The organism is Rhodocytophaga aerolata, assembly GCF_030503435.1.
GTDB classification, from domain to species: Bacteria; Bacteroidota; Bacteroidia; order Cytophagales; family 172606-1; genus Rhodocytophaga; species Rhodocytophaga aerolata.
Window position 1 is genome coordinate 42,968 of record NZ_JAUKPO010000006.1, and the last position, 13,204, is coordinate 56,171.

The window sequence follows — 13,204 nt, forward strand, 5'->3', positions numbered from 1 at the left end:
AAAATTACCCTAACCTGTAAGAATCATGTACTGTATTTATCTCCTTTATTGCGTGAGCGTAACCTGATAGTGCGTCAGTTTTCCATAAGATATTTAGAAAAAGCTAATAATCTTTCTTCACCAAAATAATTAGTCATTACCTGTAATCCGATAGGTAACCCATTTTCGTCATAACCATTAGGTATAGATATTGCCGGAATACCCACTACATTAGCTTGTACAGTAAATAAGTCTGCCAGGTACATTTCTAAAGGGTTAGCCGTATGTTCGCCTATTCGGAAAGCAGTGCTGGGGGTAGTAGGTAATATAACAAAATCATACATTGCTAATAACTCGTCTGTTTTTTCCTTAATAATCCGCCGTACTTTTTGTGCTTTGGTGTAATAAGCATCATAATAACTGGCACTTAGTACAAAGGTGCCTAACATAATTCTTCTTTTTACTTCCTCTCCAAAGCCTTGAGTACGGGTATACTTATACATATGCTCTAATGTATTGCTTTGTGGACTTCTAAAGCCATATTTTACGCCATCGTAGCGGGAAAGATTAGAGCTTGATTCGGCAGTAATAAGGATGTAATAGGTAGGTAACAGATAGTCGAGCAAAGGTAGATCAACTGCTTCCACCTGATGGCCTTCGCTTTTGAGAAAGTCGATTTTTTTCAGGATACCATTCCGGATAGATTCTTGTATTCCCTCACTATCTATAGTTTCCCGGATATAGGCAACTTTTAGCTTATTGGAAATAGATAATTTCTGAGAATACGGAGGTACCTCTGTGTGTGACACGGTACTATCAAAGTCGTCTTTACCAGACATAATTTCTAACAAGAGAGCCGTATCCTCTATACTTGTGGCAAGTATACCAATGGTATCAAAAGAAGAAGCGTACGCAATTAGCCCATACCGGGAAATACGGGAGTAAGTTGGTTTTAATCCAATAATGCCACAAAACGCAGCAGGTTGCCGGACTGAACCGCCAGTATCAGAACCTATAGAGGCTAGACACATGCCTGCCTGCACCGCTACAGCTGAACCACCGGATGACCCGCCAGGAACCCGGGTAGTATCGGCATCATTTAAAACAGGACCAAATGCAGAGTTCTCATTGGAGGAACCCATCGCAAATTCATCACAATTTTGCCTTCCTATAATAATAGCGTCTTCATCAATAAGACGTTGAACGGCAGTAGCTGTAAATTGCGATACAAAGCCATCCAGTATTTTGCTTCCGGCTTGCAAGCGATGATCCTGATAGCAGAGGACATCTTTAAGCCCTATTACCATACCGGCTAATCTGCCTTGTTTGCCTTGGGCTATCTTATGGTCAATTTCTTGTGCACGGTCTAGTGCCTCTTTATCATATACTTCTAAAAAGGCATTTAAATGTGCTTTGTTTTTAATAGTAAAAAGGTAATGTTCCACAAGTTTTTTGCATGAAACATTACCTTCACGGAGATCGTCAGTGATTTGTTTGAGAGAATAATATGTTTTCAAAACCTATTTTGTAATGGGTTTATCGTCTTTTACGCTTTCTTCTATTTCATCTTTGATTTCCTTGGTAGCATCTTTGAATTCTCTGATACCTCTTCCCAGACCACGTGCTAATTCAGGAATTTTTTTTGCGCCAAAGAAAATCAATACAAACAGGACAATTAAAAAGATTTCAGGACCACCCAGGTTTCCTAAAAAGGCAAAAATGGTTGTAAGAGCCATAAAAATTAAAATTTAAAATAATTGTGTTAACAAAGATACATATAAATTCATGGAAAGTGAAAGCAGAACTTGTTTAAATGCACAAACCCTATTTTAGTAAAAGGGCTTAATTATATAAGCAGCCGATTGTTCTTTCTATCACTTTTAAAATGTTCTGGTGTCCAAAGCCTTATGTTATTAAAACTTTTAAGGGCAACAGAGAAAACGTACGAATAATTCAACTACCTGGATTTATTGCTGTTCATTAATTGGGCTCATTTGTTGATGTTCCCATATTCTGAAATTTTCTATGTCTGATTTTATTGAATTAGTTACCCATATGATTAATGCTATATCGTCTGTAAGACCTAAAATGGGTAGAATATCAGGAATAAAGTCTAGGGGAGAAACAAAGTACAATAATGTTGCAATTACTAATGTTACCGAACGCCAAGGAACTTCCCGGTAATCGCCTTGTTTGTAAGCCCTGACCATTCTGCGTAAAGTACCCAAATTATCCAGGAAGGATGCATTGTTTTCGCTTTGGTGCAGATTTTGTGTTTTACTTGATACTTTGTTTAACAGGTCACTTATTTTGGAATTACTTTTTGCATAAACAACAGCTTGTTCAAGAGCTTTCTTGAAAAAAATGGACTTTATTACACGTGCAGCTAATCTGGAAGCAGACATAAAATTTACTTAAAAGGTTAAACTAATATGTTAAGATACGAATAAAACGGTGATAGCAGCTATATTATTGATGAATGAGTAACAAGGTAGAAATTAAATTTTTATACACTTTGCGTAAAAAGTTTACATAAGATAGATTACCTTTTTCTATTATAATCTATAAATGTAGAGTTAATCAATAGTTAATCTCATAAATTGTCAATTTTAACGATTGAAACAAGTAGATTATAGAAAAAAATAAGTATAAGTTTCTATGAATAAAATTTAGTAGTAGTTTTGTTTATTGCATTCAACCAGCCCATTCAACACTTTATAACATTAGACCAATGAATAGTATTATTCAACCATTTGTCTAATATGCTGCATAATTCCGTCACTTTTAATATTGTAATAATTAAACACGTAATTCTACAAACTGATTATGGAATCTCTTAGCGAATTGATACGATTGGTAACAAAAAAAAGGGTAAAAAAGGTTGAACTTTTTGATGAAAACAGTAGGAATAAGTCAAGCAATTATTTTAGATTATTTGATGGAATTCATACCGAAAAGTATCAATCAGATGCAGATGCAGCAAAGGATATTTATGCCTGCGATCCTTCTGAAAAAAAATATCTGATTTTAAAGACACGTTTAAAGCAGAAACTTCTTAATACTTTATTCTTTCTTGACTTCGAAGATGAAAACACCCCACAATATAAAGCTGTGCTCTATGAGTGTAATAAAGCGTTATACTGTGCAAAAGTATTATTAATGAATGGCTCAAAGAGAATTGCTATCCCTGCCATAGAAAAAACACTTAAAAGAGCCCAGGAATTTCATTTAACAGATATTGAACTGGAGTGTGCAAAAATTTTAAGAAGCCATTATAGTACTAGCAATCAGTACAAAGAATTTGTACAGTATAAAGAACTAGCCGATCAGATTGAGCAACGGCTGCACGCAGAGAATGTATCCGATAGATACTACCAGGAGTTGGTTGCTATGTATGCGAAATCTAAGTCGAACAGGCCCAAAGTAAAGCGTTTGGCTGAAAAGTATTATAAAGTTTTACAAGAAGATTTTAAAAAGTACGATAGCACCAAGCTAAGTCTTAATTATTTTAAGATCAAAACTATGTTTCATCAGTTCTCTGATGACTATGCCGCTGCTATTGAAGTAACTGAGCAAGCAGAGGCATATGTAAAGAAAAACCCTAAGTTTCATCCGGCCTCCAGAATTGAGGAATTGGCCATTCAAAAGATGAATTTCTATCTGCATTTGAAGAATTTTGAAGGTGGAGAAATATATGCCAAAAAAACTGTTACACTTTTTGAAGAAGGCAGTACTAACTGGTATAGTTTTCAGGAATATTATTTATTGCTGGCCATGCATACTGGGCAGTATTTGAAAGCTGCTCAAATATTTCAATCGGTTGTAGAGTTGTCTAGCTTCCGCTTACTTTCTGAGATAAAAAAGGAACGGTGGAGAATCTTTCAAGCCTATCTGCATTATATATATAAGTCGCAGAAGATAAAGGAAATCCGGCCAGCTATTCAGAATGCTAAAACTAACTTTAGAGTAAACGAATTCTTGGAGGAAAAACCAGCTTTCGCTAAAGAAAAAAGAGGGTTAAATATTGCAGCCTTAACCGTTCAGATTATGTTTTATCTGGAGAAATTTGAAACAGATAAAGTAAATGAATGTGTGAATGCAATTTCAAAATATTGCAGAAGATATCCCAAAAAGGACATCAACTTCAGAAGTGAGTGTTTCATAGAAATGTTGGTAAATATGAGTAAAGAAGATTTTAGATTTTACCAGACAAGAAAGGCTTCCGAAAAAATCTATGAAGAAATGATATCCATACATATGGAGTATCATGGAGGGAACAGAGCGTTAGAAGTAATGCCCTATGAAGTTATGTGGAATATTATATTAGACAGATTAAAGACTTACAAATACGGTTGATTGTAACTATCTCGTGTAATCCTTGTGAAGAAAGGCTGCCCAACTGGCAGCCTTTCTTAGTATATATAGCCTTATAATGTAAACTCACATAAGCAGATAACACATGACTTAAAACGATTCCTGATAGGTAATAAAACTGTTGACTTATGAAATATTAATTCTACGAATTATAACTACATATGGAGTTTTATGCAATACATTCAAGCCTATAATTAACAGCGGTTACCTTTCAGATAGTTGAAAATAGATTCTTCTACGAAGTAAATTGTATATAGCAATGCTTTGCTTGTTTACAATAAGTATTATGTACCCTCACTTTATACATATGTAATGTATAGTTGTAGATCAAAAAATGATACCTATAGTTTAGTTGTACTTATGTAAAATACTATTCATGTAAGTAAGATACCCTATGAAATCATTTTTGTTTCGAAGATTTGCAGCTAGAATGATCCAATGTGCTGCTTTTTTTTTAATTGTATTTTTATATAGTTGCAAAGGAGAAGATGGCGAAGTAGGGCCAAAAGGAGATACCGGAGAAACAGGGACTCAAGGCACTCCTGGTATACAAGGTCCGCTGGGTGCTCAAGGTCCACAGGGACCCCAGGGTCCGCAAGGTCCGGCAGGAGAAGGCTATGAAAAAGCTTTTGAAAATGGATACATTAAAGGAACTATTAAAGGTACACGTAGAGATGGTACTGGCTTTGAACAAGCTTTTAATTTTAAACTAGCATTTAACACAGAGGGGTTTATCAAAAATGGGGAAGCACACGAACTGGTACTTTCGCGCTTTGAGAAACGCATAGATGAAAATGCGATCAAACTGACTTTGTTGGTGAAAGACAAAGATAAGCCTACACAGTCTTTTAGTCTGACTGATTTTCAACTCAATTTCTCCCATATACTAGATGATAGAAGCAGATTTATTTTTTCTACAGAAACTGACTTTCAATCGTGGTGGATTCAATTACCTATGTCAATTAATAATAACCAGACCTATCAGTTGACCGATTATGGTCTGGAGCCTGAGTATTATGTATCGTCAACAGATAAAGCATACTATGTTTTTACAACAAAAAATGGCAGTAGGGTATATTTTGATGCCGTGGGAAGTAATGAAAGTGAGCCAGGTATGTTTGCCTATATAGTAAATAATAATGGCATAAAAAGCTTTACCTCTCAAACTTATGAAGAGCTTAGCTATGCTGATCAAGTTTTTACTACAACAGATCATGTTAATTTAGCTGACCAGTTTGAAGTGCCTGCAGACACATATCAAATTTCTGAGTATGCTTATAACAAAACAACCGGAGTGGTAACATTTAGTTTTAAAGTAAACGTGGGATCTTTTTCTAAAAATAGATCATATAACCCAGCCGAAATTAATGGTACGGTAAGTGTTAATGTATTTGATGGACAGGTAATGCGGGAGGGAGCAGAATAGATTTATAAGGTACTATTTATGTAAGATGCTATACTTGCAGGATAAACACCTGTAAGTATAGCATCTTATGTTTTATGCAAATAAGAGCTAGATAACGGTAAAATAAATATTCTATTTTTAATCTTTCCTTCAATGCTCTGATTTGAATTTATTAATTAACATCTTGTTAGTCAGGTAAGTATGTTAATTATTTTTAAGATGTTTACTATTCTTTCTTCAAACATACCAAAGGTGTGATATAGTAAAAATAAGAACAAATGGATAAGATCAAAGCCTATAGTTTTGAGAAAATTCAAACAATATTCTTATGAAATTTGGAAATTCCACAAAACAATTGTTCAAACAATCATCATTTTTTGCATTGGCTTTAACCATTGCAGTAGTAAGTTGTAAAGGCCCAGAAGGCGAAGTAGGACCAAAAGGAGATACAGGCGCTACTGGTGCTCAAGGCATTACCGGAGATAGCTATGATAAAGCATTAGAAAACGGTTTTTTAAAAGGCACTATACAAGGAACCAGAAAAGACGGTACTGCATTTGAAGAAGCTTTTGAGTATAAACTGACTAATCTTGCAGCAAAGTTTGAAAGTGTCTCTTCAACTGAACACACTATACATCTGAATCGTTTTAAAAGTGTATTTGGAGATAATAATTCTGCATCTATGGGACTGCAAGTTACCAATAAAGATCAGGCAGGTGCTACAGCTAAATTAAATGGTGCTTATTTTTATTTTCAAAAAGAATTGTCAGGTAAAAAATTATTTTTAATTAGCGCAGAACCTAGATTCACAGATAGAAATATGGTTTTACCAATGTCAAAAGAGAATAATAAAAACTATAAGTTGGTTGATTATGGTCTAAACTTTGAGAACTATTCAGGAGAAAATAATGAGAGGTATGTAATATATAAAGACACTGATGGCAATAGCATTTATTTTGCTGAAAAATATTATTTTGACGGAAGTACTGGATGGTATAATCCTTTCAGCTACATTATTAGTAGTGACGGTGTAAAGTCTACTAGCTCAGAAATATGGAATGGTGTTAGATGGTATGAAGGTAATAAATTCCGTTCGTCTACAGGTGTTGATTTATCTGAAACTATTAATGTACCTGCAGATACGCAAGAGATTACTAATTTTGGTTATAATCCAACTACAGGTTTATTATCTTTTGATTATAAAATAATCATCAGTGAACTTAGATCTCTTGATAATTCTATAAGAAATACTACTATGCATCCATTAGAAATTAAAGGTAGCTTTAGTGGTACTGTATATAACGGAGTGGTGATGAGAAAAAGTTTTGAGTAACCATTAAAATAAGAGTAAAGCAAAAAAGCCTGTAGTTATATAGGCTTTTTTGCTTTAGGGCGTAACATAATTATAGTAGATCTACAATAGTTTCTAATCCCATTCCCCGGGAGCCTTTGATGAGTATTTGAGCATTAAATATTTTATTTTCCAGCAGCCAGTTATTCAGCGAGAACTTATCTATGAAGTATAAAGCTTTGGGGTTGGCGGCTACAGCAGCTTGCATCCTCTTTCCACATAGTAACACTTTATCAAAATGTCCCCGGGCCACTACTTCACCAATTTTTAGATGTTCTGCTTCACTTTCTCCTCCTAGTTCAAACATATCGCCAAGTATCACCACCTTGTTAGGAGCCTGTACAGTCATAAAATATTCTAAAGAGGCCTGCATAGAGGTGGGGTTTGCATTGTAAGCATCGAGGAAAATAGTATTTGATCCTTTTTTTACTACCTGAGAACGGTTGTTGTCAGACAAATATTCACTAATAGCCATATTAGCTGCATCTGCATCTACCTCAAAATATTTACCTACACACAAAGCTGCCGCTATATTCTCAAAATTGTGTGCTCCGGAAAGTTGGGTTTCCACTATTTCACCATTTTCACTGCGGTATTTTACAAAAGGAGTAGAAGCCAGCAACTCACAGCTAAAGTAATTCCCTACCTGAGGGTATTGTACAACTTCCCCGAAATAACGGGATTCAATCATTTGCTGTAATGCCTCATTTAATGAATTAGAAAATACGACTCCATTACGGAATTGGAGGAAATCATAAAGTTCTCCTTTGCCGCGTTTTACACCTTCTATACCGCCAAAACCTTCCAGATGAGCTCTGCCAATATTGGTAATTATCCCATGTGTAGGTTCGCAAATAGTAACCAATTCTTCTATATCTCCCACTTTATTTGCACCCATTTCTATAATGGCTATTTCAATATCGCTGGTAATAGACAGTAAAGTAAGGGGTACACCAATGTGGTTGTTTAGATTTCCTTTGGTGGCATAGGTTCTGTATTTCTTTCCTAATACTGCATTTATTAATTCTTTTGTCGTTGTTTTCCCGTTAGAGCCTGTAATTCCAATAAATGGAATGGTTAATTGTCGCCGGTGATAGTTGGCAAGTTGTTGCAATGCTTTTAATGAATTCTCTACTAAAATGTACCGGTTATCAAGGGCAAACTCTTTTTCATCTACCACTGCATAAGTTGCTCCTGCATCCAGAGCTTGTGCGGCAAATGTGTTTCCGTTAAACTTGTCGCCTTTGAGTGCAAAGAATAAAGAGCCAGGTAGTATCTTCCGTGTATCTGTAGAAACATTTTTACAGGATAAGTATACTTTATATAAATTTTCCAGGTCAGTTTGCATAGAAGAAAAGTTTGTGGATTTTGAAACATTATTGTTCTGTAGATATAACAAAATTATAGTACTATTGCTTTATAAGTAGATGTAAACCAGGCAAACCGGATGCTACCCATATATTAGAACTAATACACATGCAAAATAGGCAAAATATCATAGACTAATTATCTGTTGAATATAAAAGCACTAAAAGTACACGTTATTATAAAGCAAATAGTTATTAAATACTTCATTCAGTGAACAGGCACTTGCTCCCTTTTATTCGTATTGTTTGGCTGTTCTGCCTAGCGTTGATAAATTACTGGGCAGCGGTTGCTCAATCATATACCTTTGCCTATGAGACCAGTATTCCCTTAGTGGTAGATGGAGATACGTTGAATAATAGCTGGGCTGGCGGGTTAAACGCGGGTCAGTTTAGTACAATGCATTTAAATAACGATGCTATAGAAGATTTAGTAGTATTTGACCGGACAACTAACAAACTTACCACTTATATAGCTGTACCTTACCAAAATTCATACCGCTACCAGCATACACCTACCTATGAGCAGCAATTTCCGGAAGGCCTTCAGTTTTGGATGCTCCTCGCAGATTATAACAACGATGGTAAAAAAGATATATTTACTCATACAAACTTAGGAATCAAAGTCTATAAAAATATATCTGCTCCAAGCCAGCTACAATGGGAACTAGTAGCAGATCCGCTAGAAACACAAGGTTTTTCGGGCATTATTAACTTATATGTTTCTTCTACAGATATTCCGGCGATTGTGGATGTAGATAATGACGGCGACCTGGATATTCTCACGTTCGATGATGTGGGTGGCTCAGTAGAATATCACCTGAACCGGAGTAAAGAGAATGCAGGGAACACGGAAACCTTAGATTTTCAGAAGGTGAATGCTTGCTGGGGTAAATTCCGGCAGGGCAGTGGCTGTCAGGAGTTTTACTTTGGCATTGATTGCGGCCCTTCAACCGGCAGAACCGGTAATGTACAGCGGGTAATGCATAGTGGTTCGTCTCTTTTATTGCTTGACCTGGATGGCGACGAAGACAAAGACCTGCTTAATGGCCACACAGGATGTGATGGACTGGCTCGTTTAGTTAACCAGGGAAATGCTGCTACTGCTTTATTTACGGCTTTCGACAAACAATTTCCAGCCAGTACGCCAATAAATTTTCCTACTTTTCCGGCAGTATACTATGAAGACCTGGATTTTGATGGAATAAAAGATCTGATTGCTGCACCCAATGTATTTGATAATGAATTAGATAACGTAGATTTTACCCGGTCAGGTTGGTTTTATAAGAATACCGGAAGTACTGAAACGCCACAATTTGAGCTCAAGCAAACGAATTTTCTGCAGGCCACTATGCTGGATATAGGGGAGAATGCTTCCCCGGCTTTGGCTGATTATGATGGGGATGGCGACCTGGATTTATTTATAGGCAGCAGAGGCAAATGGGATGCAAGTCAGAATAAGTTTTACGCTACCATTTATTTATACAACAATGTAGGTACCGCGCAGAAACCAGTTTTTGAGTTGTTGACTGATGATTACTTAAACTTGTCTTCACTTCAGGTTACAGATATAAAGCCATCTTTTCATGATCTGAATGGCGACCGGTCGCTTGATTTGATCTTCTCTTCTACCTCCGGAAGAAATGCAACGTTACAATATATGCTTAATCAAGCTCCCAGAAATGAGGTATTTGCTTTTTCTGTAAACAATCTCCAAAGCTGGCCACTTAGCTTTTCACCTACGGATGTACCATTATTATATGATATAGATGGAGATAAAGATTTAGATGCATTGGTAGGAAAATTTAATGGAAGTCTGGAGTATTACAAGAATACAGGTTCCAATGCTTCGCCAGCATATACTTTAGAAAATGCCAGTTTGGGCGGGCTGCCAGCTGATCCTTTTGCCCGTTACCTGGCGTTAACCGTAGCCGACCTGGACAATGATGGAAAACCTGAGTTGATCACTGGCGATAGAAAAGGGATATTGAAAATATATGCAGATTTTGCAAATCAGCTAACAAAGCCATTCACGCCTGTTACAGATTTTGTGTGGAATAATCTACAAAAAGAACTTTCTTCGCCCCAGTTAAATGGCATGCTTTTTCCAACGGCGGCTGATCTTAACGGCGACAATTTGCCAGAGTTGATTGTAGGAACGCAGGCTGGAGGAATAATAGTATTAGCAAATACCTCTGACGGGGGAAGCCCTGCGCCTGGTCCGGATGAGACCGGTACTGTTTTTCCTAACCCTACCAGTAGGTACATTTATTTGAATTTGCCTGCAGAAAGCGATGTAGCATTGTACTCGGTTGTGGGTCAACAATTAGTAACCCGCAAATCCGTTCCTGCCAACCGGGAAGTTGCCCTAGATCTCCATCATCTGCCGGCAGGAGTATACTTGTTGAAAATAGTTGCCGGCGAAGTCCAGACAGTAAAAAGAATCGTACTATACAGGTAGATGCAAGCAGCTATTTATTTTCAGATACTAAACGATACAGCCTATACGTATGAAAAGCCTCTAGTAAATGCCTTAAAACAACAATTCCCAGCCTTGGTCACTTTTGATTTTGATACTCAATCGGATAGAACCATGGTTGGCTATGCAATGGATTTACTAGAGAAATCAGAAAAAGCCATAATCATTATAGAAGCAACAGATGGTCCGGCAAATGGGGTTATTATGTTTATGGAGAAAATAGCCATGAATAAAAATAAATGTATGGTGTTGTTAGTCGGGCAGCATCCATTTGTGCAAAAAATGCTTACTCCGCTGGAGGCAAATCAAGTTATTCAGGCAGAGCAGGATGGTGCCTATATGCAGAAAGTAATACAATTTTTGTCAGCAGAGCCCCTATAAACTTTTTCAGCAGAATACAGGTTTTTAGTTATACCATCTATTTTTGCATACATTTCCATGAACAAATATATTTTATGGCTGCTAAGTATGGCAGTATTTTCCAGCTGCCAGCCGCAAACTAATACGGCTACCGAAACAGATAAGCCAACTAACAAACCAACAGCAACAGCTATGGATTTACCTGCAGTAACTGCCCCAGAAATTAACACAGACTATGGCTGGCTCAACACCGACAGAGCGTATACCTTAAAAGATTTCCGTGGTAAAATTGTGCTACTCGATTTCTGGACATTTGGCTGTATCAACTGCCAGCATATTATTCCTGATCTAAAAAGACTGGAAAAAGAATATGCAAAAGAATTAGTTGTTATAGGAGTACATTCAGCAAAATTTGAGTCAGAAAAAACCAATAATAACATCCGGAAAGCTATTTTGAAATTTGGCATTGAGCACCCGGTGGTAAACGATGCCGATTTTAAGGTATGGGAAAGTTATGGAGTAAAAGCATGGCCTACCATTACACTTATTTCACCCGATGGGAAAGTAGTAGGCCAACGTTCCGGAGAAGGCGTATATCCGGTGGCTAAAAAAAGTATAGATAACCTAATAAAACAATACGGCGATAAAATAAACCGCGAACCCATAACTTTTAAGTTAGAAAAAGCCAGTGAAGCCAATTCAATTGTCAGGTTTCCTTCTAAATTAATTTCCGATGAAGCCGGAAATATCTGGCTGTCGGATAGCGGCAATAACCGGGTTGTAAAGATAAATAAGTCAGGGAAAATACTGGAAGTAATTGGCAAAGGAGAGCAAGGGTTTACAGATGGTGATTTTGCTACAGCTACTTTTTACGAACCTCACGGATTAGCCATTAAGGGAAATACCTTATATATAGCCGATTCCAAGAATAACTCTATCCGCAAAGCCGATCTAACAACCAAGCAAGTAGAAACCGTGGCTGGCGATGGTGAAATGGGCTATTATTTTTTGAATGATAAATGGGAGGAGGCTGTAAAACCCAACAGTCCCTGGGATTTGCTCATTGATGGCAATGTGATGTATATTGCTAATGCCGGAAACCATCAGGTATTGAAAATGGATCTGGCTACGAACAAAGTAACCCGTTTTGCCGGCAGTGGGAGAGAGGCATTAACCAATGGTACCTTACGTGAGGCCGCCTTTAATCAGCCTAGCGGGTTAACTAAAATCGGAAACACGTTGTATGTAGCCGACCCGGAAGCAAGCGCTGTACGGACAATTAATTTACAAACCAGCACAGTGGCTACTCCAGTTGGCAGAGGGTTATTCGACTTTGGCGATAAAGATGGAGACGTAGACGATGCCTTGCTGCAACACTGTGTAGGAGTGGCTGCCAATAATAATAATATCTATATTGCCGATACCTACAATGGAAAAGTGAAACTTCTAGATTTAAAAAACGAGCGCATAAGTACGCTGGTAGCCGGGCTAAACGAACCCAACGATCTGCTGTTTATAGAAAATGAACTCTGGGTAACCGACACCAATAATCATCAACTGGTTAAAATTAACCTGAAAAGCAGCGAAAAAAATATTGTTACTATTAGCCAATAACAGCTATACAACTAAAAAAGCCGGAATGGTTGAGTTTCCGGCTTTTAGTTATTTATTAAATTATAGACTCCTTATATCACATCACCCTTCGGCCTGAGAATAGTCTGATTAAAATTGCGATTACAGCAAGTACTAATAATACGTGAATAAAGCTACCTACAGCTTCGCCGAATCCTACGTAGCCTACCAACCAAAGGATGATCAGTATAACGGCTACCCATGTTAGTATATTTCCCATTTTTTTAATAGTTTAAGGTTAAAGTTTTTGTTAGTGTTAT

The 13,204-nt window shown here is 37.0% G+C and carries 11 protein-coding genes; 6 read left to right on the top strand and 5 right to left on the bottom strand.

The features are described 5' to 3' along the window. Positions 1–74 precede the first annotated feature (74 nt). The 3 genes from gatA to Q0590_RS12395 form a co-directional block, all read right to left on the bottom strand. On the bottom strand, positions 75–1,496 hold the full coding sequence (gene gatA, locus Q0590_RS12385; RefSeq protein ID WP_302037860.1) for an Asp-tRNA(Asn)/Glu-tRNA(Gln) amidotransferase subunit GatA: 1,422 nt from the start codon (positions 1,494–1,496) through the stop codon (positions 75–77). Positions 1,497–1,499: 3 nt separating this feature from the next. Further along, a complete protein-coding gene (locus tag Q0590_RS12390) occupies positions 1,500–1,715 on the bottom strand; it encodes a Sec-independent protein translocase subunit TatA/TatB (protein ID WP_302037861.1) in 216 nt (71 codons plus the stop codon). A gap of 231 nt (positions 1,716–1,946) precedes the next feature. Beyond that, positions 1,947–2,384, bottom strand: coding sequence for a YkvA family protein (locus tag Q0590_RS12395; RefSeq protein WP_302037862.1), 438 nt, complete (start codon positions 2,382–2,384; stop codon positions 1,947–1,949). A 421-nt stretch (positions 2,385–2,805) separates the two neighbouring features. Between Q0590_RS12395 and Q0590_RS12400 the strand changes: the two genes are divergently transcribed. The 3 genes from Q0590_RS12400 (at position 2,806) to Q0590_RS12410 (ending at position 7,091) form a co-directional block, all read left to right on the top strand. Continuing rightward, on the top strand, positions 2,806–4,335 hold the full coding sequence (locus tag Q0590_RS12400; protein WP_302037863.1) for a hypothetical protein: 1,530 nt from the start codon (positions 2,806–2,808) through the stop codon (positions 4,333–4,335). A gap of 412 nt (positions 4,336–4,747) precedes the next feature. Beyond that, positions 4,748–5,779: a hypothetical protein gene (locus tag Q0590_RS12405; RefSeq protein WP_302037864.1), complete on the top strand. Its 1,032-nt coding sequence runs from the start codon at positions 4,748–4,750 to the stop codon at positions 5,777–5,779. 307 nt (positions 5,780–6,086) lie between these two features. Continuing rightward, positions 6,087–7,091, top strand: a complete 1,005-nt coding sequence (locus tag Q0590_RS12410; protein ID WP_302037865.1) for a hypothetical protein — start codon at positions 6,087–6,089, stop codon at positions 7,089–7,091. Positions 7,092–7,161: 70 nt separating this feature from the next. On the opposite strand, the gene Q0590_RS12415 is transcribed toward Q0590_RS12410, so the two are convergent. Next, positions 7,162–8,457, bottom strand: a complete 1,296-nt coding sequence (locus Q0590_RS12415) for a UDP-N-acetylmuramoyl-tripeptide--D-alanyl-D-alanine ligase (RefSeq protein WP_302037866.1) — start codon at positions 8,455–8,457, stop codon at positions 7,162–7,164. Positions 8,458–8,741: 284 nt separating this feature from the next. On the opposite strand from Q0590_RS12415, the gene Q0590_RS12420 reads away from it, so the two are divergent. From Q0590_RS12420 to Q0590_RS12430, 3 genes are read left to right on the top strand one after another with little or no spacing between them, the layout of a single operon-like run. After that, positions 8,742–10,934 carry a T9SS type A sorting domain-containing protein gene (locus Q0590_RS12420; protein WP_302037867.1) on the top strand — a complete coding sequence of 731 codons (2,193 nt, stop codon included), beginning with the start codon at positions 8,742–8,744 and terminating at the stop codon, positions 10,932–10,934. After that, positions 10,935–11,333 (top strand): hypothetical protein, encoded by a 399-nt coding sequence (locus tag Q0590_RS12425; protein ID WP_302037868.1) that lies wholly within the window; start codon positions 10,935–10,937, stop codon positions 11,331–11,333. Positions 11,334–11,390: 57 nt separating this feature from the next. Further along, positions 11,391–12,926: a thioredoxin-like domain-containing protein gene (locus Q0590_RS12430; protein WP_302037869.1), complete on the top strand. Its 1,536-nt coding sequence runs from the start codon at positions 11,391–11,393 to the stop codon at positions 12,924–12,926. 76 nt (positions 12,927–13,002) lie between these two features. On the opposite strand, the gene Q0590_RS12435 is transcribed toward Q0590_RS12430, so the two are convergent. Further along, positions 13,003–13,164 carry a lmo0937 family membrane protein gene (locus Q0590_RS12435; RefSeq protein ID WP_302037870.1) on the bottom strand — a complete coding sequence of 54 codons (162 nt, stop codon included), beginning with the start codon at positions 13,162–13,164 and terminating at the stop codon, positions 13,003–13,005. Positions 13,165–13,204 lie beyond the last annotated feature (40 nt).

Excerpts from the sequence above, each read along its gene's own strand:
- Q0590_RS12410 (WP_302037865.1), top strand. The coding sequence starts at position 6,087 with ATGAAATTTGGAAATTCCACAAAACAATTGTTCAAACAATCATCATTT.
- Q0590_RS12430 (WP_302037869.1), top strand. The coding sequence starts at position 11,391 with ATGAACAAATATATTTTATGGCTGCTAAGTATGGCAGTATTTTCCAGC.
- Q0590_RS12435 (WP_302037870.1), bottom strand. The coding sequence starts at position 13,164 with ATGGGAAATATACTAACATGGGTAGCCGTTATACTGATCATCCTTTGG.
- Q0590_RS12395 (WP_302037862.1), bottom strand. The coding sequence starts at position 2,384 with ATGTCTGCTTCCAGATTAGCTGCACGTGTAATAAAGTCCATTTTTTTC.
- Q0590_RS12400 (WP_302037863.1), top strand. The coding sequence starts at position 2,806 with ATGGAATCTCTTAGCGAATTGATACGATTGGTAACAAAAAAAAGGGTA.
- Q0590_RS12390 (WP_302037861.1), bottom strand. The coding sequence starts at position 1,715 with ATGGCTCTTACAACCATTTTTGCCTTTTTAGGAAACCTGGGTGGTCCT.
- Q0590_RS12425 (WP_302037868.1), top strand. The coding sequence starts at position 10,935 with ATGCAAGCAGCTATTTATTTTCAGATACTAAACGATACAGCCTATACG.
- Q0590_RS12405 (WP_302037864.1), top strand. The coding sequence starts at position 4,748 with ATGAAATCATTTTTGTTTCGAAGATTTGCAGCTAGAATGATCCAATGT.
- Q0590_RS12415 (WP_302037866.1), bottom strand. The coding sequence starts at position 8,457 with ATGCAAACTGACCTGGAAAATTTATATAAAGTATACTTATCCTGTAAA.